Genomic DNA, 21,325 nt, shown 5'->3' with positions numbered 1-21,325 from the left:
TATAGAAGATTAAAACTCATGTTCACTTTTCGATAAATGTGCTATAACCGTCGGAAATAGTTTGTGAGTATTTTTTTTGGGAAGGTGAAGTTGTGACAAAAAAAGTGAAAAAAATACTAGTAACTGGGTCGGACGGATTTATAGGCTCGCATTTAACAGAAGCGCTGGTTCTTGCCGGATATGATGTTAGGGCATTTGTTTACTATAACTCATTTAATTCACTGGGATGGTTGGACTCTTGCTCAAAAGAGGTGAAAAATCAATTCGAAGTGTTCTCAGGAGATATCCGCGATCCCTATGGAGTACGTAAAGCTGTTCAGGGATGTGATGCTGTACTTCATTTGGCAGCACTGATAGCCATTCCGTATTCCTACCACTCACCGGATACTTATGTGGATACAAATATTAAGGGAACATTAAATGTACTTCAAGCTGCCAGGGATTTGGGCGTACAGAAAGTGGTTCACACTTCTACAAGCGAAGTATACGGAACTGCACAATATGTGCCAATAGATGAACAACATGAACTGCAAGGTCAATCTCCTTACTCTGCGTCCAAAATTGGCGCTGATCAAATGGCGCTGGCTTTTCATCGTTCTTTCCAGACTCCGGTAAGTATTATTAGGCCTTTTAATACTTATGGTCCCAGACAGTCTGCGCGTGCTGTGATTCCGACCATCATAACCCAAATAGCAGCAGGAATGGATGAAATCAAGCTGGGGGCCGTTACCCCCACCCGGGATTTCAATTATGTACAAGACACAGTATCCGGCTTCATTTCCATACTGGAAAATGAACGTTCGGTAGGTGAAGTTATTAATATTGGCAGCAATTATGAGGTGTCTATACAAGAGACCGCGGAAACAATTGCTGAAATTATGGATACAAATATTCAAATCACCAGTGACGAAATAAGGCTGCGCCCGGAGAAAAGCGAAGTGGAGCGGTTATGGGCCGATAACAGCAAGGCGAAGCGCTTGTTGAACTGGGAACCGAAATTTGGCGGGAAGGAAGGGTTTCGGCAAGGCTTAAAATCAACCATTGAATGGTTTTCAAATCCCTCTAACTTAGCACGATATAAAGCAGATCAGTACAATATTTAAGTGGAAGGTTTGTGTGAATATGATGTACAGCAATGATTTGCCGAACCAAGTTGTTTCTATATTCAGAGGAATACTATCTAATGAAACCCAAAATGTCTCTTTGCATGAGCCTACATTCAAAGGGAATGAATGGAAGTATATCAAAGAATGCTTGGATACTGGCTGGGTATCGTCTGTGGGAGCATATGTAGACCGTTTCGAAAGAGATTTGGCGGCTTTTACCGGTTCCGCCAATGTTGTTGCAGTAGTCAACGGAACGGCAGCCCTGCATATTTGCCTGCTTGTTGCAGGGGTCCAGCCTGAGGATGAGGTACTCATTCCTTCTTTGACATTTGTAGCCACTGCTAACGCTGTGACTTATTGCGGTGCAATTCCACATTTGATTGATGTTGCTGGAGATACTTTGGGAGTGGACGCTAGTAAATTGGGAGAATACCTGAAGGAAATTGCAGTTATACAACAGGATGGACGTTTTTATAATAAAAATACGGGTAGAAGACTTAGTGCTGTAGTGCCGATGCACACATTTGGCCATCCGGTAGAGTTGGAAGGATTAATGGAACTATGCGAGAAGTATCGCCTGGTTCTCGTGGAGGATGCGGCTGAGTCTTTAGGATCCTACTACAAAGGGAAACACACAGGGACTTTCGGACATATAGCAGCGCTGAGTTTCAACGGGAATAAGATTATTACTACCGGGGGCGGAGGGGCAATACTGACTGCAAACCAGGAGTGGGCCAGGAGAGCCAAACACTTAACGACTACGGCCAAAATACCGCATCGCTGGTTGTTTATACATGACGAGACAGCTTACAATTACCGACTTCCGAACTTAAATGCTGCACTGGGCTGTGCGCAGCTCGAACAACTCCCATTGTTTTTGGATCAGAAAAGGAAGCTTGCTGCTCAGTATGTCCAGAAATTCAGTGGAATCCCGGGGATAAGCGTTGTCCAAGAACCGGCGCATTCGACCAGCAATTACTGGTTAAATGCGCTAAGACTTGATGCTCCTGATATTAATTTAAGAGATAGCATCTTAGAGAGAACTAATGGTTCGGGTTTTATGACCCGGCCAACCTGGACACCTATGCATAAACTTGAAATGTATAAAGCTTCACCTCAAATGGACTTGTCAATGACTGAAAAAATTGAGTCAAGCGTAATTAATATCCCCAGCAGTCCTACCCTTGTTAATTCATTTTATAAGGAAGAGTAGATGAATATGTTAAGAACCATTTGTGTGGTCACTGGGTCACGCTCGGAGTATGGCTTATTATTGCCGCTGTTGAAGCGCATTGTTGCGGACCCGGATTTGTGTCTGCAGATTATCGTAACCGGCATGCATCTTTCCAATGAGTTTGGTCTGACATATCTTGAAATTGAACGCGATGGTTTTTTTATCAATGAAAAAGTTGAAACGGTGTTGTCCTCTGACACACCAACCGGAATCCTTAAATCTATGGGCCTGGGGTTAATTGGATTTGCCGATGCCCTTAACAGACTCAAGCCGGATATTATGGTTGTTCTAGGAGATCGATATGAGATTATGGTGGCTGTACAAGCTGCAATGATTCTGTCTATCCCGACTGCTCATATACATGGCGGAGAAATCACAGAAGGTGCAATTGATGATTCCATCCGTCACGCGATTACAAAAATGTCCCATCTTCATTTTGTATCTACATCGGATTACCGCAACAGGGTTATCCAATTGGGAGAATTGCCTGAGCGCGTATTTAATACAGGGGCTATCGGGATTGACAATATAATTGAATTGAAGCTGCTGGATCAAAAGGAATTTGAAGAATCGATTGGATTTAAACTGGGGGAACAAAACTTTCTGGTCACTTATCATCCTGTAACATTATCCGATTCTAACTCCGATATGTTAATTAAAGGATTGTTGTCGGCCCTGGATTCATTTCCGGAAGCGACAATTATTTTCACAAAACCCAACTCTGATACAGATGGACGTATCATTTCCCAGATGATTGATGAATATGTACAGCGGAATACCAAGAGAGCCGTTGCGTATACTTCACTTGGACAATTAAGATATCTTAGTGCCATTCGTCATGTAGATGTGGTAATTGGAAATTCTTCTAGCGGTATTATAGAGGTTCCTCTATTCCATAAACCTACAGTCAATATTGGTCCAAGACAAACAGGGAGAATAAAAGGTGCTTCCATAATTGACAGCGGTGAATCAAGTGAAGCGATTGCTGAGGCGGTCGCCAAAGCGTTATCGGGCACTTATTGTGAAGGCGACAGCCAATTGCAACCCTCTCTATATGGAAACGGGAATACAGCTGTTCAAATCATGGATATACTAAAGCATGTTACATTAGAGGGGATAGTTTATAAAAAGTTTTACGATCTTAAAAGAACTGATAGAGAGGAGGAATAATCATTGTACTTTGTAGAGAATGACACAAATAGGCAACCAGTTTATATTATTGCAGAAGCTGGTGTAAACCATAATGGTTCAGTGGAAATTGCCAAAGAGTTAGTTAACACAGCTGTTAAAGCAGGAGCGGATGCAGTTAAGTTTCAAACCTTTCGGGCAGAAAAGCTGGTAAGCCGAACAGCCTTGAAAGCAGATTATCAGAAGATGACAACAGGCAGCGAGGGCTCGCAGCTTGAAATGCTAAAAAAGCTAGAGCTGACCTACAGTGATCACAGAATCCTTTATGAATATTGCAATCAAGCGGGGATTGAGTTTTTATCTACTCCTTTTGACATAGAAAGCTTGGGATTCCTCACTACACAGATAGGTTTAAATACAATAAAAATATCGTCTGGAGATATTACTAATCTTCCCTTATTATACGAAACAGCAGGTACAGGAGCTAAGATTATTCTTTCCAGTGGCATTTCTACATTGGGTACTTTAGAAGACGCGCTGGGAGCCATTGCTCTGGGTTACACATTGTATGAAGGCAATCCAACAGTCAAAGGTATGGAAGAAGCTTATTATTCCAGAGCAGGACAAGAGATGCTCCGTGCTAAAGTGACTCTCCTTCATTGTACTACCGATTATCCGACTCAGTACAATGATGTTCATTTAAATAAAATGCTTACCATGAAGCGCGCTTTTGGACTACCCGTAGGGTATTCAGATCATACAATCGGTCTGGAAATATCTCTTGCAGCTGTTGCAATGGGAGCAGAGGTTATCGAGAAACATTTTACACTTGATAAGCAAATGGAAGGTCCTGATCATAAAGCTTCCATTGAACCAGAGGAATTAACTCGGCTGGTGAAGCAAATTCGAAACATTGAGCAATCCTTGGGTATATTCACCAAAATCCCGGCCTTCAGTGAGATGAAAAATGCTCATGCAGCCCGCAAAAGCGTTGTTGCTGCAAAAACCATTCAACAAGGAGAGATTTTCAGTAAGGATAATCTTACCATAAAGAGGCCCGGCAATGGATATCCGCCATCTTCATATTGGGCCTTATTGGGACGTAAGGCGGAAAAAACATTTGAAGCGGATGATTTAATTGAATGAGCTCCCTTCCGCTTATTGTACTAGGTGGCGGAGGGCATGCCAAGGTTTGTCTGGATCTGATAAGTCGACAGAATTTACGTTGTTTGGGGTATGTTGCTCCAGCCCCCTCTCCGGAACTTGATGCCCGGCATACCTACATGGGAACAGATGAAATCATTAATAACTTCCTTCAAGAAGAAATTCTTCTGGTGAACGGGGTCGGGAAGATTTCAGGGTCAGCTGTAAGAAAAAGGATTTTTGAGAATTTTAAAAGCAGGGGATACTCATTTGCTACGATTATCCACGATTCTTGTATCATAGCTGACGATACATTGATTCAGGAAGGCGCCCAATTAATGGCTGGAGTTATTATTAATACGGGTTCAATTATTGAAGCTAACGCGATTATCAATACACGAGCTGTAATAGAGCATGATTGTTTTGTAGGAAGACATTCTCATGTGTCACCAGGTGCTGTAGTTTGTGGTGGATGCTATATAGGCAGTCATGTCCATGTCGGTGCAGGCAGTACTCTGATTCAAAAAATCAAGGTTGGGGATGAATCAATAATAGGTGCAGGCTCTTTAGTTTTAAGGGATGTTAAAGAGGACTCTCTTGTTTTTGGTGTGCCGGCCAAAGAGGTGATTACATGAAAAACGTTCAGCATCTTTTACTATCACCGGAATCTAAGATTATTGAAGCACTAGAGGCCATTGACCGCGGAGCTGTTCAAATTGTTCTTATAGTTGATAGAAATAATCGGTTGTTGGGTACGGTAACTGATGGAGATATTAGACGCGGAATACTGAGTGGTATCAAACTTGAACAGGAAGTCCGTCTAGTTATGAATTCGCACCCTTATACTGCTTCCCAGGATGAGAGTAGAGAGACTATTCTCACCAAAATGAAAATAAGCAGTCTACGTCAAATTCCAGTTATTAATGATGAAGGCATCATTGTTGGTCTAGAGCTCTTTAATGAGCTTTTGGAGAATAGAAAAAGAGATAATTGGATCATACTCATGGCTGGAGGACTTGGCACCAGGCTTGGTGAACTGACTAAAGATACTCCTAAACCATTATTAAAAGTCGGCAGCAAACCTATCCTGGAAGTTATTATGGAAAATTTTATATCCAGCGGATTTTATCGGTTTTATATTAGTGTTAACTATAGAGCCGATATGATTATGGACTATTTTGGTGACGGGGCCAAATGGGGAGTAGAAATCAGATATATTAATGAGAATAAAAGAATGGGAACCGCTGGTGCTCTAAGTTTGATGTCGGAGCTGCCGGATCAGCCGTTTTTTGTAATGAATGGAGATCTTTTGACCAAAATCAATTTTCAGCATGCTCTTCAATTTCACCTGGAGAATGATTCTATGGCAACTATGTGTGTACGTGAGTATGAGTACCAAGTTCCATATGGAGTCGTAAAGGTTGATAGGAATCAGCTCTGTTCAATTGAAGAAAAGCCGATCTATCGTTATTTTGTTAGTGGTGGAATTTATATTTTGAATCCCGATGTGCTTTCATACGTGCCGAAAGATACATTTTATGATATGCCGACATTATTTGATGCGATAATGGCTGACAAGCAAACAACCTGCGCTTTTCCTATTCATGAATATTGGTTGGATATAGGGCGAATAGATGATTTTAACAAGGCCAACGGTGAATATCCAGAAGTGTTCAAATTGCCATAAATATCCACTTAAGCAAAAATATATTTTGATGAATTTTATCGGTTTTTAGGGATTTTTGGAAAGAACTTCATCAGATAGGCAAAGAAAACTGAGGGATGGGTGAGAGATGTCGAGAATATGCACTATTTGCGCACGTGGAGGCTCGAAAGGAGTTCCTAATAAAAACTTGAAATTGCTTGCGGGGAAACCGTTAATTTCGTATAGCATTGAACAGGCACAACAAACCGGACTGTTTGAATATATCGCAGTGAGCAGTGATTCAACAGATATTTTAGAAGTATCGAGGCAGGCCGGAGCAGATTTTATGATCCGCAGACCTGAAGAATTAGCCCAGGATACTTCAGCAAAGTTGCCGGCTATTCGTCACTGCCTACTGGAAGTGGAAAAAAAGCTGAATACAACCTTTGATGTAGTGGTGGATCTGGATGCAACTTCTCCATTGCGATTTCCGACAGATATCTCAAATGCTCTGGAATTATTAAGCTCAGCAGAAATCAATAATGTAATTACAGGGATGAACTCTAGACGTTCGCCGTACTTTAATTTAGTTGAGTTGAATGAACAAGGATATGCACATATCTCTAAGAAGCTAGAGGGTCCTGTCTACAGGAGACAAGACGCCCCAAAATGTTATGACATGAATGGCTCCATTTATGTATGGAGAAGAGATGTCCTGTTGAATGAGGAGAATGATACGGTGTTTAACTCCTCTACTTTACTCTATGAAATGCCAGAAGAACGATCCATAGATATCGACAGTGCATTGGATTGGAAAATCGTAGAGTTGTTAATGTCAGAAAGACTAAACAAGAAATGGGAAGAAATAGTTTAAAAGATTTTGTCGGATCCATGCGCGAAAATTGTCTTATTTTCTTGTACCATGTGTGTTACCAGTTTGATGATTTTTAAGTTCAAAATTTCTGTTTCACATGAGGAGTAAATGGGTACTATTTTACCATCTGCTCCTTTTTGCTTCGATATATTACTTTCAGAATGCTTTTACGTTAGTTATTAACGTATGGTAAATTATTGCAAGTAATCATTTGCTATTCCAATTGACAATGGAGAAGCAGCGGTGGTATAGTCGATTTGTGAGCAAGACTCACGTTCATCTGATGACGAAGGGAATGTTTAGTCAATGGAAGGTAAAGTTAAATGGTTTAACGCAGAAAAAGGTTATGGTTTCATTGAAACTGCCGATGGTGGCGACGTATTCGTACACTTCTCCGCGATTCAAACTGACGGTTTCAAGACTTTGGATGAAGGCCAATCCGTAGAGTTCGATATCGTTGAAGGTGCACGCGGACCACAAGCAGCTAACGTCATCAAATTATAATCATCCGGCGCAGCCGACCTACATATATGGTAGATGGTTAGCAATTGAGACAACGCTAGCGTAGACTCTGGGGATTATCCCTGGGGTCTTTTTTAATGCTGTTTTTTTACAATAAGTCATTCTGGATATAGCGAAATTGAGATGAGGTTAGACAAAGTGTAAAGTTTATTGTCAAGAAAACGTTAACAACCTCCAAAAATTGGGTAATAGAAGACGTTGGGCTTTCTATCTTGCCTCGACGTACATTCTTTATGCTTAGGCGTATGGCTTTCCCAAAGAGATAGTTGTAAGAAGCGATACAGCAAGCCTATGCCCATCAAACACTCAGGAGGATGAAAAGCAAAATGAAGAAAACATGGCGTGGATTAATGACAGGAATACTGGGTGCCAGTATGCTGCTAGGGACTCTTGGCGGTGTCTCTGCCGCGCCTGTGCCGAAGGATATTCAAGGACATTGGGCGCAGGCACAATTGCAGGACTGGCTTAACAAGGGTTATCTGGGCGGTTATCCTGACGGCACGGTGCAGCCTAATAAAGCGATTACCCGCGGTGAATACGTGGCGCTGATTAATCGTCTGTTCGGGTTCACGGATACGGGATCGGTCAGCTTCACCGATGTCAAAAGCAACAGCTGGGTATACAGTGAAGTAGCAAAAGCCGTAAAGGCCGGTTATATCGGCGGATATGAAAATAATACGTTTCGTCCTGCTAATGCGTTAACCAGACAAGAAGCAGCGGTCATTGCCGCCAAGGTGCTTAGCCTGAATACAGCTTCGGCTTCCACGGCATTCAAGGATAATGCTCAAATTTCCGCCTGGGCAAAGGGCGCAGTGGCTGCGGCTGCCGACAAAAAAATCATCAACGGCTATCCGGACGGAACCTTTGGTCCAAAGAGATCCCTGACCCGGGCTGAGGCGGTGGGGATTATCAGCAATTCGGTTGTGTTTAAACCGTCAAATCCCGGAGGTACAGTAACTCCTACCCCGACTCCGGCGGCAACCCCTGCTCCTACAGCAAGTGCAACACCAACTCCTACACCAACTCCGGTTACAGGCGGCGGTGGCGGCGTTATTACTGCTCCAACCGTGAGTGGTCTTACCTATGGACATGTCGGTTCAGTCACGGCGGACGTGTATCTTACTCCTTCGGTAACCGGCGCAGTGTATTATGTGGTTGCGCCTTATAGCAGCAGTGCAGCGTTGCCGAGTGCAGCACAGGTCCAGGCAGGCGTGACCAGTACTGGAACTGCAGGTGTGAATTACGGGACAACAGCTGCGTCAGCCGGAACAATTGCGGCTTTCTCCATCTATGGTTTGTCTGCTGATACGGAGTATGCGGCCTATATAGCGGTTGTGGATACCGCAGGGAATTGGTCGGCTGTGTCATCACTTCTTTTGACCACTGCTCCAAGCAGTACAACATCGATTACACTTGTTGAGCCAGGGCAACCGGGAACAGTAACAGCGGATGTTTATGTAACCTACGGACAGGCAGGCGGTCCTGCAGCACCGGTAAGATATGTTGTATTGCCGGCTTCTTCCGCTGATCCAACTGCAGTGCAAATCGCTGACGGACAAGACAGCTCGGGCACGCAGCTTACAGCTCCTTGGACAGGCTGGATCACTCCAGCGCCATCGCCGGCGGTAAGGCAGACACTAAGTCTGACTGGGCTGACAGCCAACACCAGCTACAAGGTTTACTTAATTACAGGTTCCGGCAGTATCTGGTCACCAGTAGAAATTCTGCGTATCCAGACGAAATGACTGGAGAGCACTTCCAGTGTGTCTTGAAGTGAAATTATTCGGGTGGTGAATATTAATCTCTTGTCATAATCATCGCCGAAACAGCAATACTAAATGTGGCTATACTTGGTCCGGTCAGGGCGGTTTAAGTTTCTCTGGCCGGACTTGTTTTGTTGATCAGGAGCTATGACATCTTTTGTTAGCTGGATGTAAAGGCTGTAATGATTTGTTTTTTACTTAGCCCTGACAATTTGGTATAATGGCAATGTAAACAAAGGAGGAGTGCCCATGCAATTTAGCATTCGAGGTCAACAAATTGAAGTGACCGACGCTTTGAGAGACTATGTTGATAAGAAGCTCAGCAGACTTGAGAAGTATTTCGATGCACCCCCTACCTCAGAAGGATATGTGACGCTTGGCGTTGTTCGCGGCCTTCATACGGTGGAAGTTACAATCCCGCTGGCAGGTGTAACGCTTCGTGCGGAAGACCGCAGCGATGATATGTATGCATCCATCGATGCCGTAGTGGACAAGCTGGAACGCCAAATCCGCAAGCATAAGACCAAGCTCAATCGTAAATTCCGCCAGGAAGGAAGCCTGAAAACGCTCTTTGTGGAGGGAGCGCCAAGCAGCGTTGCTGTAGAGGAACAGGATTACGATGATTTGGAGGTCGTGCGGAACAAGCGCTTCACCTTGAAGCCTATGGACGTAGAAGAAGCGATCCTGCAAATGAACATGGTTGGACACAATTTCTTCGTGTTCTCCAACATTGACACTTCTGAAGTTAGTGTTGTTTACAAACGCAACGACGGCAAATACGGTCTGATCGAACAGGACTAGGTTTGATGTCTCAAGCTGGACCAAGACCTTGACCTGGTGAAGAAGATTTGCTTCAGTCTGACGTTGAAAATTAACCGAGTCCCTATTCGCCTGAAGCGAATAGGGCTCTTGTGCGTGTATATGAGTGTGTATATTGAGTGCTTATGTCAAAATAGCGTCACTTTACCTGCAATGAGCCAACTTGCAAAATAAGGTTGCGGTTGCTTGTATTGCGGCTTCTCTTACAAACTGTTACAATTTATGAAGCAGCGGAATCGAAATAATATATGGCCCTTTCAATATTAGTGAGGATGGGCTCGGTTCCACCATCTGTGTTGCATGAAAGGGGTTAACCATGCTAGGACTTGTTAAAAAAATATTCGGCGACACCAACGAGCGTGATGTCAAACGTCTCATGAAGACGGTCGATGTAATTAATGGGCTTGAGCCTGATTTCGTATCACTTTCGGATGAAGAGCTCAAAGCCAAAACCAATGAATTCCGTGCCCGGATCGAGAAGGGTGAAACCCTTGAAGAGATTCTCCCCGAGGCATTTGCAACCGTACGCGAAGCTTCCAAACGGACGCTGGGCATGCGGCATTTTGACGTTCAATTGGTTGGAGGCATGGCGCTGCATGAAGGCCGGATTTCCGAAATGAAAACGGGTGAAGGCAAGACGCTGGTAGGCACACTGCCGGTCTATCTGAACGCATTGCTCGGCAAAGGCGTGCATGTGGTAACGGTCAATGACTATCTGGCTCAGCGCGACAGTGCGCAAATGGGACAAATCTACAACTTTCTGGGCATGACGGTTGGGGTGAACCTGAACGGCATGGACCATGCTGATAAACAAGAAGCTTACGCCTGCGATATTACGTATGGCACAAATAATGAGTTCGGCTTTGACTACCTGCGCGACAACATGGTGCTCTATAAAGAGCAGATGGTTCAGCGTCCGCTCTATTTCTGTATTATTGATGAAGTTGACTCCATTCTGATTGATGAAGCGCGGACTCCTCTTATTATCTCCGGACAAGCTGAGAAATCGACTGAGCTGTACTATGCGGCAGACCGTTTCGTCAAAAGACTGACTGCGGAAGAGGATTATACAGTTGATATTAAGGTGAAATCCGTGGCTTTGACCGAAAAAGGTGTGGCTACGGCTGAGCGCGCTTTTGGAATTGAGAACCTGTATGACCACAGCCATGTAACCTTGAATCATCACATTGTACAAGCACTCAAGGCAAACGTAATTATGCGCCGTGACGTAGACTACGTAGTGAATGAGGATGAGGTTGTTATCGTAGATGAGTTCACTGGCCGGCTGATGGCGGGTCGCCGTTACAGCGATGGACTGCATCAGGCCATTGAAGCCAAGGAAGAAATTCAGGTGCAGAACGAGAGCATGACACTGGCAACGATCACGTTCCAGAACTATTTCCGCATGTACCGCAAGCTTGGCGGTATGACGGGTACAGCGAAGACCGAAGAAGAAGAATTCAAGAAGATCTACGGCCTGGAAGTTTTACAGGTGCCAACCAATAAACCAAATCAGCGTATTGATATGCCGGACGTCGTGTACAAAAGCGAAAACGGCAAGTTTAACGCGGTCGTAGCGGAAATTGTGGAGCGTCACAAAAAGAACCAGCCCGTGCTGGTGGGTACGGTTTCCATTGAGAACTCGGAACGTGTCTCCGAGATGCTGAAGCGCAAAGGTGTCAAACACCAGGTGCTGAATGCCAAGCATCATGCTGCGGAAGCTGAGATTATCTCTTATGCCGGTCAACCCGGAACGGTAACCATTGCTACGAATATGGCCGGACGCGGGACAGATATCGTGCTGGGTGAAGGCGTGACCGATCTCGGTGGTCTGCATATTATTGGTACAGAGCGCCATGAATCCCGCCGGATTGACAACCAGCTGCGCGGACGCGCGGGTCGTCAAGGCGATCCGGGCTCCACTCAGTTCTACTTGTCGCTCGGTGACGAGCTGATGAAGCGTTTTGGTGCTGACAACGTGCTGAACATGATGGACCGTCTTGGTTTTGAAGAGGACCAGCCGATTGAGAGCCGCATGATTACGCGCGCGGTTGAATCCGCCCAAAAACGTGTCGAAGGCAACAACTTCGATATCCGCAAGGTTGTCCTGCAATATGATGATGTAATGAACCAGCAGCGTGAGATTATCTACAAGCAGCGCCGCGAAATTCTGGAGTCTGACAATATCAAGGATATCGTGCTGGAAATGATCAAGCCGGTTATTGACCGCATCGTTCATGCCCATTGCAGTGACGATATTCCCGAGAACTGGGAGCTGCAGGAGGTTGCTGATTATGTGAACAGCAAGCTTTTGGAGGAAGGCCAGGTTACCCGTGATGAGCTGTGGGGCAAGGAAGTTGAAGAGATCGTTGAATTCATCTTCGCCCGTGTGCTGGAGAAATATGCAGCCCGTGAAGAACGTCTGGGCTCTGAGCTGGTACGCGAATTCGAGAAGGTTATTGTACTGCGCTCCGTAGACAGCAAATGGATGGATCATATTGATGCGATGGATCAGCTTCGCCAAGGGATTCACCTGCGTGCTTACGGCGGTACAGACCCGCTTCGTGAATATCAATTCGAAGGCTTTGAAATGTTCAATGCCATGACTGCAAGCATTCAGGAAGAAGTAGCGACCTATATTATGAAGGCGCATATTGAGACCAACCAGGAACGGCAATCCGTAGTGGAAGAGAATAAAATTTCCACCAACGGGGAGCCTGCCGAGAAGCAACCGGTGCATGTGCAGGCTGCTGTCGGCCGTAACGATCCATGCCCATGCGGAAGCGGGAAGAAATACAAGAACTGCCACGGCCAGAACGCGTAAGAACAGGCGCACTTCGGTTTTGGCGTTGCGTTCTTAGTGACCCAGAGAGCAGGCATTCAGCTGCAAGCGCTGTTTACACTGTACACCTCATGTCTTGTTCAACAGTTCATGGGCTATAATGACAATAAAAAGCGGCTCGGCCCGGGGATTCCCCGTTTGCGGCCCGGCCGCTTTTTTGGGCTTTGGGAGCTCAGGTTATAATGGCGCGGAGCAGGAGCTGGGTTTGGCAAGATGATTTTATTTTGAAAGGTGAAGTGATTCCACATGATTGATCCTAATGTGAAGCAAGACCTGCGTGAAATAGGCAAGAAACTAACCGACCTTAGGGGGTCTCTTTGACTTAGATCTTAAGCAGGAGATGATCGCGAACTTTGAGGAGAAGATGGCTGCGCCCGGCTTCTGGGATGATCCGGAGAAGGCGCAGAGCGTAATCGCCGAGATGAATGCGGTGAAATCCTCCGTGGATCAGTACGAGAAGCTGCAGCAGGAATATGATGATGCGGCGATGATGGCGGAGCTGGCGGATGAAGAGGGCGATGCGGACCTTGCGGCAGAGGTTGCCGGAACGATCCGCAGTGTGGCCGGCAAGGTCGATGACTTTGAGCTTCAGCTGTTGCTGAACCAGCCGTATGACAAGCTTAATGCGATTCTGGAGCTGCATCCGGGTGCCGGCGGAACGGAGTCCCAGGACTGGGGGCAAATGCTGCTGCGCATGTACACCCGCTGGGCGGAGAAACGCGGCTTCAAGGTTGAGGTGCTGGATTATCTGCCAGGTGACGAAGCGGGCATTAAAAGTGTTACTTTACTGATTAAAGGATACAATGTCTATGGTTATCTTAAGGCGGAAAAAGGGGTACACCGGCTGGTGCGCATTTCCCCGTTCGATGCTTCGGGCAGACGGCACACCTCCTTTGTGTCCTGCGATGTTGTACCGGAGATAGCGGATGACGTTGAGGTGGATATCCGTACAGAGGACTTGAAGATCGATACGTACCGGGCCAGCGGCGCAGGCGGACAGCATATTAACACGACGGACTCTGCGGTGCGGATTACCCACTTGCCGACAGGTGTGGTGGTGACCTGCCAGAATGAGCGGTCCCAGATCAAGAACCGGGAGCAGGCGATGAAGATGCTGCGTTCCAAGCTCTATGAGCGCAAGCTGCAGGAGCAGCAGCAGCATCTTGATGAGATCCGCGGCGAGCAATCCGATATTGCCTGGGGCAGCCAGATCCGCTCTTATGTATTCCATCCCTACAGCATGGTGAAGGATCACCGCACTTCTGTAGAAACAGGGAATGCGGGAGCGGTAATGGACGGCGATCTGGATGCTTTCATTGATGGATATTTGCGCAGCCAGATTAAGACAGAAGCTGAATAAGGGTATACTAATTCCTACGCGTCTTCGGAGGTGTAGGGATTTTTTTCGAGAATATAAGGATGTATATGCTTCAGGCATATTGTTTAAGGAGAAGCGCATGCGAAAAATCAATTCACGAAACAAACCCCCGCTGATTCCCCTGAACGGGCCACTGCGCCATACGGTGGATATTTTGCTGATCCTGGCGGGTTCGCTGATTACAGGGCTTGCTTTTAATTTGTTTTTTCTGCCCAACAGAATCGCTTCCGGAGGGGTATCCGGCCTGTCGGTGCTTGCAGAAGCCTGGTTGGGGGCTGAACCGGCGTTTACCCAGTGGGCGCTGAACATTCCGCTGTTCATCCTGGGCGTTGTATTCCTCGGCAAACAATATGGAGTCCGTTCGCTGCTGGGAAGCTTTGTGCTGCCGCTGTTTATCTTTTTGACCAGAGATGGACCGGTTCCGACCACAAATCCGCTGCTTGCTTCTATTTATGGGGGGATTGGCGTGGGGCTGGGTCTTGGGCTGGTATTCCGCGGCCGCGGCTCCACGGGCGGCTTGACAATCCTGGCGCAGATTATTCAGAAGATTACCGGCTTCAGCTTCTCGCTGTCTGTCGTGCTGCTGGATGGTACGGTGATTACGCTGGCTGCTTTTGTGCTGGGTATGGAACAGGCGATGTATGCCCTGATCGGCTTGTTTGTTACGGGCAAGGTGATCAATGCGCTGGAGGTAGGCTTCAGTACTACCAAGGTAGCCTACATCATTTCCGGGCAGACGGAAGAGATCTCACAGGCGATCTTGAACGATCTGGACCGTGGCTTGACCAAGCTGAACGCGCAAGGCGGATATACAGGCGATAACCGTACGGTGCTGATGGCGGTTGTGGGCCAGAATGAAATAACCCGTCTCAAGGCTATTGTCCGCTCCGTAGACCCGGGCGCCTTTGTGATTATTACCGAGGCGCATGAGGTGCTGGGCGAGGGGTTCAAAAGAGAAGCGCAGTCTCCTTAGGGGAGTCTGCGTCTTTTTTTGCAAATCTTAAAAAAAGACGGTAAAAACCGTTCCTGCTCGATCTAGTGATAATCCAATAAAGTTCACGCTATGTGTTGTATTTATATTAATTCGGTCGTATAATAATACATATTTCCAAGGACGGTATTCATCATATCCATAAGAAGCAGGAAGCGGGGATGACAGTGACAGGCAAGCTGAGAGCGGCAATTGTTGGATCAACGGGTTATGGGGGCGTGGAGCTGATCAGGCTGCTCCAGGGCCACCCTGATATAGAGATTACTTCAGTGATTTCTTCTTCAAGCGCGGGTGCGCCTATTGAGGAAGGCTTTCCGCATTTGACGGGGATTGTGCAGCGCAAGCTGGATGGGGTGGATGCGGCGGAGATCGCCGGCAGGGCGGATGTGGTGTTCACGGCAACCCCGTCCGGGGTAAGTGCGAAGCTCGTGCCGCAGCTGCTGGAGGCAGGCCTGAAGGTTGTCGATCTGTCCGGTGACTTCCGTCTGAAGGACGGCGCGGAATATGAGCAGTGGTATAAGCATCCGGCTCCGCCTGAAGCGTACCTGCAGCAGGCTGTATACGGATTATGCGAAGTATTCGGGGAACGAACGGCCGGGGTTGGGTTTGTCTCCAATCCGGGCTGTTATCCGACAGCTACACTGCTGGGACTGGTTCCTGCGCTTCAGGCGGGCCGGATCAAGCACGATAGTATTATTATCGACGCCAAATCCGGTGTGTCCGGCGCTGGCCGGGGAACGAGCCTGATGGTCCATTACGCCGAGATCAACGAGAATTTCAAAGCCTACAAGGTGAATAAGCACCAGCACATACCGGAAATTGAACAGACCCTAACGGAAATTGCCGGAGAAAAGGTAACGGTAACGTTCACCACTCATCTGGTGCCGATGACCCGGGGGATTATGAGCACAATGTACGCCGGGATGAACGGGGAATATACCGAGCAGGATCTGGTGGAATTATATCGTAAGTATTATGCAGGCCGCCCGTATGTGCGGGTTCGTGATGCAGGTGTGCTTCCGGCGACCAAGGAGGTCAGCGGCTCCAATTATTGTGATATCGGCTTCGCCACAGATGCCCGTACAGGTCGGGTGACCATTGTATCCGTCATTGACAATATCGTTAAGGGCGCAGCAGGTCAGGCGATTCAGAACCTGAATTTGATGATGGGATGGGAGGAAACCCGCGGCCTGGGTTACACACCAGTGTATCCTTAAGGCGCAGCGGTCAACAATACAATGACTGAGAAGCAAGCTTTTACCGTCGTGGAAGGCGGAAGTGTCACCACACCCAAAGGATTTACGGCTGGAGGGCTGCACTGCGGCCTCAAAAAGACCGAGCGCAACGACCTTGCGGCCATCCTCTGCGAAGTGCCGGCTACGGCAGCGGCGGTGTATACAACGAATGTGTTCCAGGCTGCGCCGCTGAAGGTGACGCGGGAGAGTCTGGCAAATGGTACACTGCAGGCGGTAATCGTGAACAGCGGAAACGCCAATGCCTGTACGGGTGAGCAGGGCGAAGCCGATGCCTATGAGATGCGCGGAGCTGCTGCAAGCCACCTGGGAGTGAATGAACAGGATGTCGCGGTTGCTTCTACCGGCGTCATCGGCGAGCTGCTGAAGATGGACCGTGTGCGCAGCGGAATCGCCGGGTTGCCGGAGAAGCTGGACGGCGGAGCCGCCGGGGCGGAGGAGTTCTGCCAGGCGATACTCACAACCGACCTGGTCAAAAAGGAATGCTGTGTGAAAGTCATGGTCGGCGGTGAAGAAGTAACGGTTGCCGGAGCGGCCAAGGGATCAGGCATGATCCATCCCAATATGGCGACCATGCTGGGTTTCATGACCACGGACGCTTGGATTGACGGCGAGGATCTGCTGAGCCTGCTGCGCACGGCGACCAATTCGACTTTTAATATGATTACGGTGGATGGGGATACGAGCACCAATGACATGCTGGTCACGATGGCGAGCGGGCTGGCGGGAAATGAGAAGCTGACAAGGCTGCATGCGGACTGGGATGCTTTTGCCGCTGCGTTTACGCATGTCTGCAAGAGTCTGGCGATGGCAATCGCCCGTGACGGTGAAGGGGCAACGAAGCTCATAGAGGTCCGGATCAGCGGTGCGGTGCACGACGAGGCTGCCGGGGCGATTGCCAAGACGGTGGTGGGCTCAAGTCTTGTGAAATCGGCGATTTTTGGTGCGGATGCCAACTGGGGAAGAATTATTGCCGCAGTCGGACGGGCCGGGGTGCCGGTATCGCCGGAACAGGTGGATATTTCACTTGGCGGGATCGAGGTGCTCAGGCAGTCGCGTCCGGTGGCTTTTGATGAAGAGCAGGCCTTGCATTATTTGCAAAAGAGCGATACCGTGCTGATCACCGTAACGCTGTCTGACGGAGACGGGAAGGCTACCGCCTGGGGCTGCGACCTGACGTATGACTATGTGCGCATTAATGCCGCATACCGTACCTGATTCACGGCCGGCACTCGGCTTACTGGGAGGATTTTGATATGATGGCGTTAGAACCTATTGAGGATCGCAAGGCGGACGGTTTGTTCGTGATGAAATGCGGCGGCAGTACGCTGGCGGCGCTTCCGGATTCATTTTTTGACGATTTGCGGGTGCTGCAGGAGAACGGTGCCCAGCCGGTCATCGTACACGGCGGAGGGCCTGCGATATCCGGAAATCTGGAGAAGCTTGGCATTGAGAGCAGCTTCGTGAATGGCCTGCGGGTGACGACCGAGGAAGTGCTGGATGTGGTGGAGATGACGCTGGCCGGAAGCATTAACAAGGCGATTGTCCGAAGGATTCAGGGCAGCGGCGGGCAAGCGCTCGGATTATCCGGTGTGGATGGACGGCTGATTACGGCCCGGCAGGTTGCAAATGGCGGCGAAGTGGGGCTGGTTGGTGAAGTGACCGAGGTTAATGCGGAGATTGTAAAAGGTGTACTGGCCATGGGGTATATTCCTGTAATTGCGCCGGTCGGTGTGGATGCCGGGGGCCAGCGCTACAACATTAACGCGGATACGGCGGCTGGCGCAGTGGCTTCTTTTGTCGGATCGTCCAAAATGATTGTCGTCACGGATGTGCCCGGCATTATGCGGACGCTGGACGGCATCAAAACCGTGCTTCCGTCAGTGACGGTAGGACAGATTGAAGACCTGATTGCGAACGGTGAAATTTACGGCGGGATGATTCCCAAAGTGCGTGCCGCGATAGACTGCATTCAGGGCAGCGTGTCTGAAGTAGTGATCGTTGACGGCAAGGAGCCGCGGGTGCTTAGCCGGGTATTGCAGGGTGAAGAGCTGGGAACACGGATTATTCGTTCATAATTAAATGACAAGCGCTGACGGGAATACCGGAAGCAGCAGGTGGGAGAGTGACTAAGAATGAGTGAGCTTACGCAAGCGGAAAAAGATTCTTTGACAGGGGCGCCGCAGGACCGTCCAATAGAGACGGAGGTTCAGGGGGCTGCTCCTGCCAAGCTGACTGCGGTATTCCCGTCCTACGCCAGATACGGCATCAGCCTCGTCAAGGGCAAGGGCAGCTGGGTGTGGGATGACCAGGGCAACAAGTATCTCGATTTTATGTGCGGTCTGGCCGTAACGAGCCTGGGGCACGCCCCCGAGAAGGTTGGCGCGAAGCTGAAGGCGCAGATTGATACGCTGTGGCATGTTTCGAACCTGTTCCACATTCCGGGACAGGACCGGGTGGCGGCGCTGCTTACGGGCAACAGCTGTGCGGATCAGGTGTTCTTCTGCAACAGCGGGGCGGAAGCGAATGAAGCGGCGATCAAGCTGGCGCGCCGTTACCACCAGAAGGTGAAAGGGACAGGCCGCTATGAAGTGATTACGTTCGAGCAGTCATTCCACGGACGTACACTGGCTACGCTGACAGCTACCGGGCAGGACAAGGTTAAGGAAGGCTTCCTGCCGCTCCCGGCAGGCTTCAAGACCGTGCCTTTGCATGATCTTCCGGCGCTGAAGGCCGCCATTTCCGAGAATACTGCAGCAATTATGCTGGAAATGGTATTGGCTGAAGGCGGCGTGCTGGAGGTGCGGCAGGAGTTCCTGGATGCGGTGGTGGAGCTGTGCAAGGAGCATGGCCTGCTGCTGATCGTGGACGAGGTGCAAACCGGCATGGGCCGCACAGGCAAGCTGTTTGCGCATCAGCACTACGGCATTGAGCCGGACATCTTTACCCTGGCCAAAGGCGTGGCCAGCGGGTTCCCTGCCGGTGTGATGCTGGGCAAGGGATATCTGCGCGACGCGTTCAGCCCGGGTGCTCATGCGAGCACCTTCGGCGGGACTCCGCTGGCCGCAGCGGTGATGGAGGCAACGATTGAAACGATGCTCGAAGACGGGCTGCCGCAGCGTGCCGCCGACATGGGCGGGTATCTGAAGGGACTGCTCGGAGAGAAGCTGGCGGATACGCCGTTTGTGAAGGAAATCCGCGGCAGGGGCCTCTTGATTGGCATCGAATGTGCAGCTCCGGTGGCCGATATCGTGCTGGCCGGACAGAAGCGCGGACTGCTGTTCGTGCAGGCCGGACCGAATGTCATTCGGCTGCTGCCGAACCTGTATGTAAGCGCCGATGAGATTCACCAGGCGGTGGACATCCTTTCGGAACTCATTCATACTTATGCTAATAATGGAAAATGGGAGGCAGGTTCATGAGCCAGGGAGTACAAAGCGATACCGGGAAGCTTGCGCAGCAGCTCAAAGGCCGTGATTTGCTGGAGCTGAACGACTACAGCCCGGAGGAAATCACGTATCTGATTGATTTGGCGGTCGAGCTGAAGCGGAAGCAGAAGAGCGGGGAAGCCTTCCAGCCGCTGAAGGGCAAGACGATTGGCCTGATTTTTGAAAAATCCTCGACCCGCACACGCGTGTCGTTTGAAGTGGGCATGTACCAGCTTGGCGGTCATGCGCTGTTCTTGAGCAAAAATGATATCCAGCTTGGACGCGGTGAAACGGTAGGCGATACAGCTCAGGTAATGTCGCGTTATCTGGACGGGATTATGATCCGCACCTTCGGCCATGACAAAGTAGAGGAGCTGGCCCGTTATGCTTCGGTGCCTGTCATCAACGGACTGAGCGATCTGGCGCATCCGTGCCAGGTGCTGGCCGATTACCAGACCGTCTACGAGCACAAAGGCAAGCTCAAGGGCCTGAAGCTGGCCTATATCGGCGATGGCAACAACATGGCGCATTCTCTGCTGATCGGCGGTGCCAAGCTGGGCGTGCATGTCTCCATTGCCGGGCCGGAAGGCTATGAGCCGGATGCGGCTGTAGTGGCGGAAGCGCGGGAGATTGCCAAAGAGAGCGGCTCTGCCATTGTGGTTACCCGCAGCCCGCAGGAAGCCGTGCAGGATGCCGACGTGATCTATACGGACGTGTGGGCGAGTATGGGCTTCGAAGCGGAGCAGCTGGCGCGTGAGGCGGCTTTTAAGGACTATCAGGTCAATGAGGAACTGGTCAAAGGCGCGAAGAGCGACTACCTGTTCCTGCACTGCCTGCCGGCCCACCGCGAGGAAGAGGTCAGCACCGGCGTGATCGACGGCCCGAACTCGGTCATCTTCGATCAGGCGGAGAACCGTCTGCATGCGCAGAAAGCGCTGATGGCCGCTTTGATGGGCTGAGCCAAGTTAGCTTAGGGCTTAGAGTAAATCAGGATTGATCTTGCAAGGCTCTTGCTGGGTCTTATACTATATAAAATACTATATAGGTTGAACTTAAGCATGGGCGTTAGAATTCCGGTGCGGAGCAACGGAGTGAAGGTTTGGAACTGCAGGAGCGTAGCGTTCGCCTTTGTCTGCGGATTTCAACCGCGAACAGCGGTGCAAATCAGGAAATCTGCAGACAACAGCGGCCGGAAGTCC

Annotated in this window: 18 protein-coding genes; all 18 read left to right on the top strand. The window is 49.1% G+C overall.

What is annotated here, in order from left to right; translation table 11 throughout:
* Nucleotides 1-92: 92 nt before the first annotated feature.
* A complete protein-coding gene (locus HYD27_RS09735; RefSeq protein WP_309242043.1) occupies nt 93-1,103 on the top strand; it encodes an NAD-dependent 4,6-dehydratase LegB in 1,011 nt (336 codons plus the stop codon).
* A 22-nt stretch (nt 1,104-1,125) separates the two neighbouring features.
* On the top strand, nt 1,126-2,319 hold the full coding sequence (locus HYD27_RS09730; protein ID WP_375373905.1) for a LegC family aminotransferase: 1,194 nt from the start codon (nt 1,126-1,128) through the stop codon (nt 2,317-2,319).
* 6 nt (nt 2,320-2,325) lie between these two features.
* A complete protein-coding gene (gene neuC / locus HYD27_RS09725) occupies nt 2,326-3,510 on the top strand; it encodes a UDP-N-acetylglucosamine 2-epimerase (protein ID WP_309242042.1) in 1,185 nt (394 codons plus the stop codon).
* Nucleotides 3,511-3,513: 3 nt separating this feature from the next.
* The gene (gene neuB / locus HYD27_RS09720) at nt 3,514-4,614 is read left to right on the top strand and encodes an N-acetylneuraminate synthase (RefSeq protein WP_220101564.1); all 1,101 of its coding nucleotides are present in this window, start codon (nt 3,514-3,516) and stop codon (nt 4,612-4,614) included.
* A complete protein-coding gene (locus HYD27_RS09715; protein WP_219214225.1) occupies nt 4,611-5,246 on the top strand; it encodes an acetyltransferase in 636 nt (211 codons plus the stop codon). The genes neuB and HYD27_RS09715 overlap by 4 nt, the downstream gene beginning before the upstream one ends.
* A complete protein-coding gene (locus HYD27_RS09710; protein ID WP_219214222.1) occupies nt 5,243-6,298 on the top strand; it encodes a nucleotidyltransferase family protein in 1,056 nt (351 codons plus the stop codon). Before HYD27_RS09715 ends, HYD27_RS09710 begins: the two co-directional genes overlap by 4 nt.
* 106 nt (nt 6,299-6,404) lie before the next feature.
* Nucleotides 6,405-7,130: an acylneuraminate cytidylyltransferase family protein gene (locus HYD27_RS09705; RefSeq protein ID WP_219214217.1), complete on the top strand. Its 726-nt coding sequence runs from the start codon at nt 6,405-6,407 to the stop codon at nt 7,128-7,130.
* A gap of 306 nt (nt 7,131-7,436) precedes the next feature.
* On the top strand, nt 7,437-7,634 hold the full coding sequence (locus HYD27_RS09700; RefSeq protein WP_019915069.1) for a cold shock domain-containing protein: 198 nt from the start codon (nt 7,437-7,439) through the stop codon (nt 7,632-7,634).
* A 344-nt stretch (nt 7,635-7,978) separates the two neighbouring features.
* The gene (locus HYD27_RS09695; RefSeq protein ID WP_219214215.1) at nt 7,979-9,397 is read left to right on the top strand and encodes an S-layer homology domain-containing protein; all 1,419 of its coding nucleotides are present in this window, start codon (nt 7,979-7,981) and stop codon (nt 9,395-9,397) included.
* Between the two features lie 267 nt (nt 9,398-9,664).
* Nucleotides 9,665-10,216 carry a ribosome hibernation-promoting factor, HPF/YfiA family gene (hpf, locus tag HYD27_RS09690; RefSeq protein ID WP_020431975.1) on the top strand — a complete coding sequence of 184 codons (552 nt, stop codon included), beginning with the start codon at nt 9,665-9,667 and terminating at the stop codon, nt 10,214-10,216.
* Between the two features lie 334 nt (nt 10,217-10,550).
* Nucleotides 10,551-13,058: a preprotein translocase subunit SecA gene (gene secA, locus HYD27_RS09685; RefSeq protein WP_219214213.1), complete on the top strand. Its 2,508-nt coding sequence runs from the start codon at nt 10,551-10,553 to the stop codon at nt 13,056-13,058.
* A 264-nt stretch (nt 13,059-13,322) separates the two neighbouring features.
* Nucleotides 13,323-14,436 (top strand): peptide chain release factor 2 gene (gene prfB, locus HYD27_RS09680; RefSeq protein ID WP_219214210.1). Its coding sequence is split into 2 segments (ribosomal slippage): nt 13,323-13,394 and nt 13,396-14,436, totalling 1,113 coding nucleotides; the frame shifts between segments, so codons are not numbered across the junction.
* A 97-nt stretch (nt 14,437-14,533) separates the two neighbouring features.
* Nucleotides 14,534-15,427 carry a YitT family protein gene (locus HYD27_RS09675; protein ID WP_219214206.1) on the top strand — a complete coding sequence of 298 codons (894 nt, stop codon included), beginning with the start codon at nt 14,534-14,536 and terminating at the stop codon, nt 15,425-15,427.
* A gap of 179 nt (nt 15,428-15,606) precedes the next feature.
* Nucleotides 15,607-16,662: an N-acetyl-gamma-glutamyl-phosphate reductase gene (gene argC, locus HYD27_RS09670; RefSeq protein WP_220101563.1), complete on the top strand. Its 1,056-nt coding sequence runs from the start codon at nt 15,607-15,609 to the stop codon at nt 16,660-16,662.
* A 21-nt stretch (nt 16,663-16,683) separates the two neighbouring features.
* Nucleotides 16,684-17,916: a bifunctional ornithine acetyltransferase/N-acetylglutamate synthase gene (gene argJ / locus HYD27_RS09665; RefSeq protein ID WP_219214203.1), complete on the top strand. Its 1,233-nt coding sequence runs from the start codon at nt 16,684-16,686 to the stop codon at nt 17,914-17,916.
* 38 nt (nt 17,917-17,954) lie between these two features.
* Nucleotides 17,955-18,776: an acetylglutamate kinase gene (gene argB / locus HYD27_RS09660; RefSeq protein WP_228745066.1), complete on the top strand. Its 822-nt coding sequence runs from the start codon at nt 17,955-17,957 to the stop codon at nt 18,774-18,776.
* Nucleotides 18,777-18,833: 57 nt separating this feature from the next.
* A complete protein-coding gene (locus tag HYD27_RS09655) occupies nt 18,834-20,120 on the top strand; it encodes an aspartate aminotransferase family protein (protein WP_228745065.1) in 1,287 nt (428 codons plus the stop codon).
* Nucleotides 20,117-21,085 carry an ornithine carbamoyltransferase gene (argF, locus tag HYD27_RS09650; protein ID WP_219214200.1) on the top strand — a complete coding sequence of 323 codons (969 nt, stop codon included), beginning with the start codon at nt 20,117-20,119 and terminating at the stop codon, nt 21,083-21,085. The genes HYD27_RS09655 and argF overlap by 4 nt, the downstream gene beginning before the upstream one ends.
* Nucleotides 21,086-21,325 lie beyond the last annotated feature (240 nt).

The organism is Paenibacillus sp. S150 (genome assembly GCF_019352175.1).
Lineage (GTDB): Bacteria > Bacillota > Bacilli > Paenibacillales > Paenibacillaceae > Paenibacillus_AQ.
This window is presented reverse-complemented; position numbering and strand designations above follow the sequence as displayed.

Coding starts and splice junctions, on each gene's coding strand:
- HYD27_RS09730 (WP_375373905.1), top strand. CDS start 1,126: ATGTACAGCAATGATTTGCCGAACCAAGTTGTTTCTATATTCAGAGGA.
- neuC (WP_309242042.1), top strand. CDS start 2,326: ATGTTAAGAACCATTTGTGTGGTCACTGGGTCACGCTCGGAGTATGGC.
- HYD27_RS09715 (WP_219214225.1), top strand. CDS start 4,611: ATGAGCTCCCTTCCGCTTATTGTACTAGGTGGCGGAGGGCATGCCAAG.
- HYD27_RS09710 (WP_219214222.1), top strand. CDS start 5,243: ATGAAAAACGTTCAGCATCTTTTACTATCACCGGAATCTAAGATTATT.
- HYD27_RS09705 (WP_219214217.1), top strand. CDS start 6,405: ATGTCGAGAATATGCACTATTTGCGCACGTGGAGGCTCGAAAGGAGTT.
- HYD27_RS09700 (WP_019915069.1), top strand. CDS start 7,437: ATGGAAGGTAAAGTTAAATGGTTTAACGCAGAAAAAGGTTATGGTTTC.
- HYD27_RS09695 (WP_219214215.1), top strand. CDS start 7,979: ATGAAGAAAACATGGCGTGGATTAATGACAGGAATACTGGGTGCCAGT.
- hpf (WP_020431975.1), top strand. CDS start 9,665: ATGCAATTTAGCATTCGAGGTCAACAAATTGAAGTGACCGACGCTTTG.
- secA (WP_219214213.1), top strand. CDS start 10,551: ATGCTAGGACTTGTTAAAAAAATATTCGGCGACACCAACGAGCGTGAT.
- HYD27_RS09675 (WP_219214206.1), top strand. CDS start 14,534: ATGCGAAAAATCAATTCACGAAACAAACCCCCGCTGATTCCCCTGAAC.
- argC (WP_220101563.1), top strand. CDS start 15,607: ATGACAGTGACAGGCAAGCTGAGAGCGGCAATTGTTGGATCAACGGGT.
- argJ (WP_219214203.1), top strand. CDS start 16,684: ATGACTGAGAAGCAAGCTTTTACCGTCGTGGAAGGCGGAAGTGTCACC.
- argB (WP_228745066.1), top strand. CDS start 17,955: ATGATGGCGTTAGAACCTATTGAGGATCGCAAGGCGGACGGTTTGTTC.
- HYD27_RS09655 (WP_228745065.1), top strand. CDS start 18,834: ATGAGTGAGCTTACGCAAGCGGAAAAAGATTCTTTGACAGGGGCGCCG.
- argF (WP_219214200.1), top strand. CDS start 20,117: ATGAGCCAGGGAGTACAAAGCGATACCGGGAAGCTTGCGCAGCAGCTC.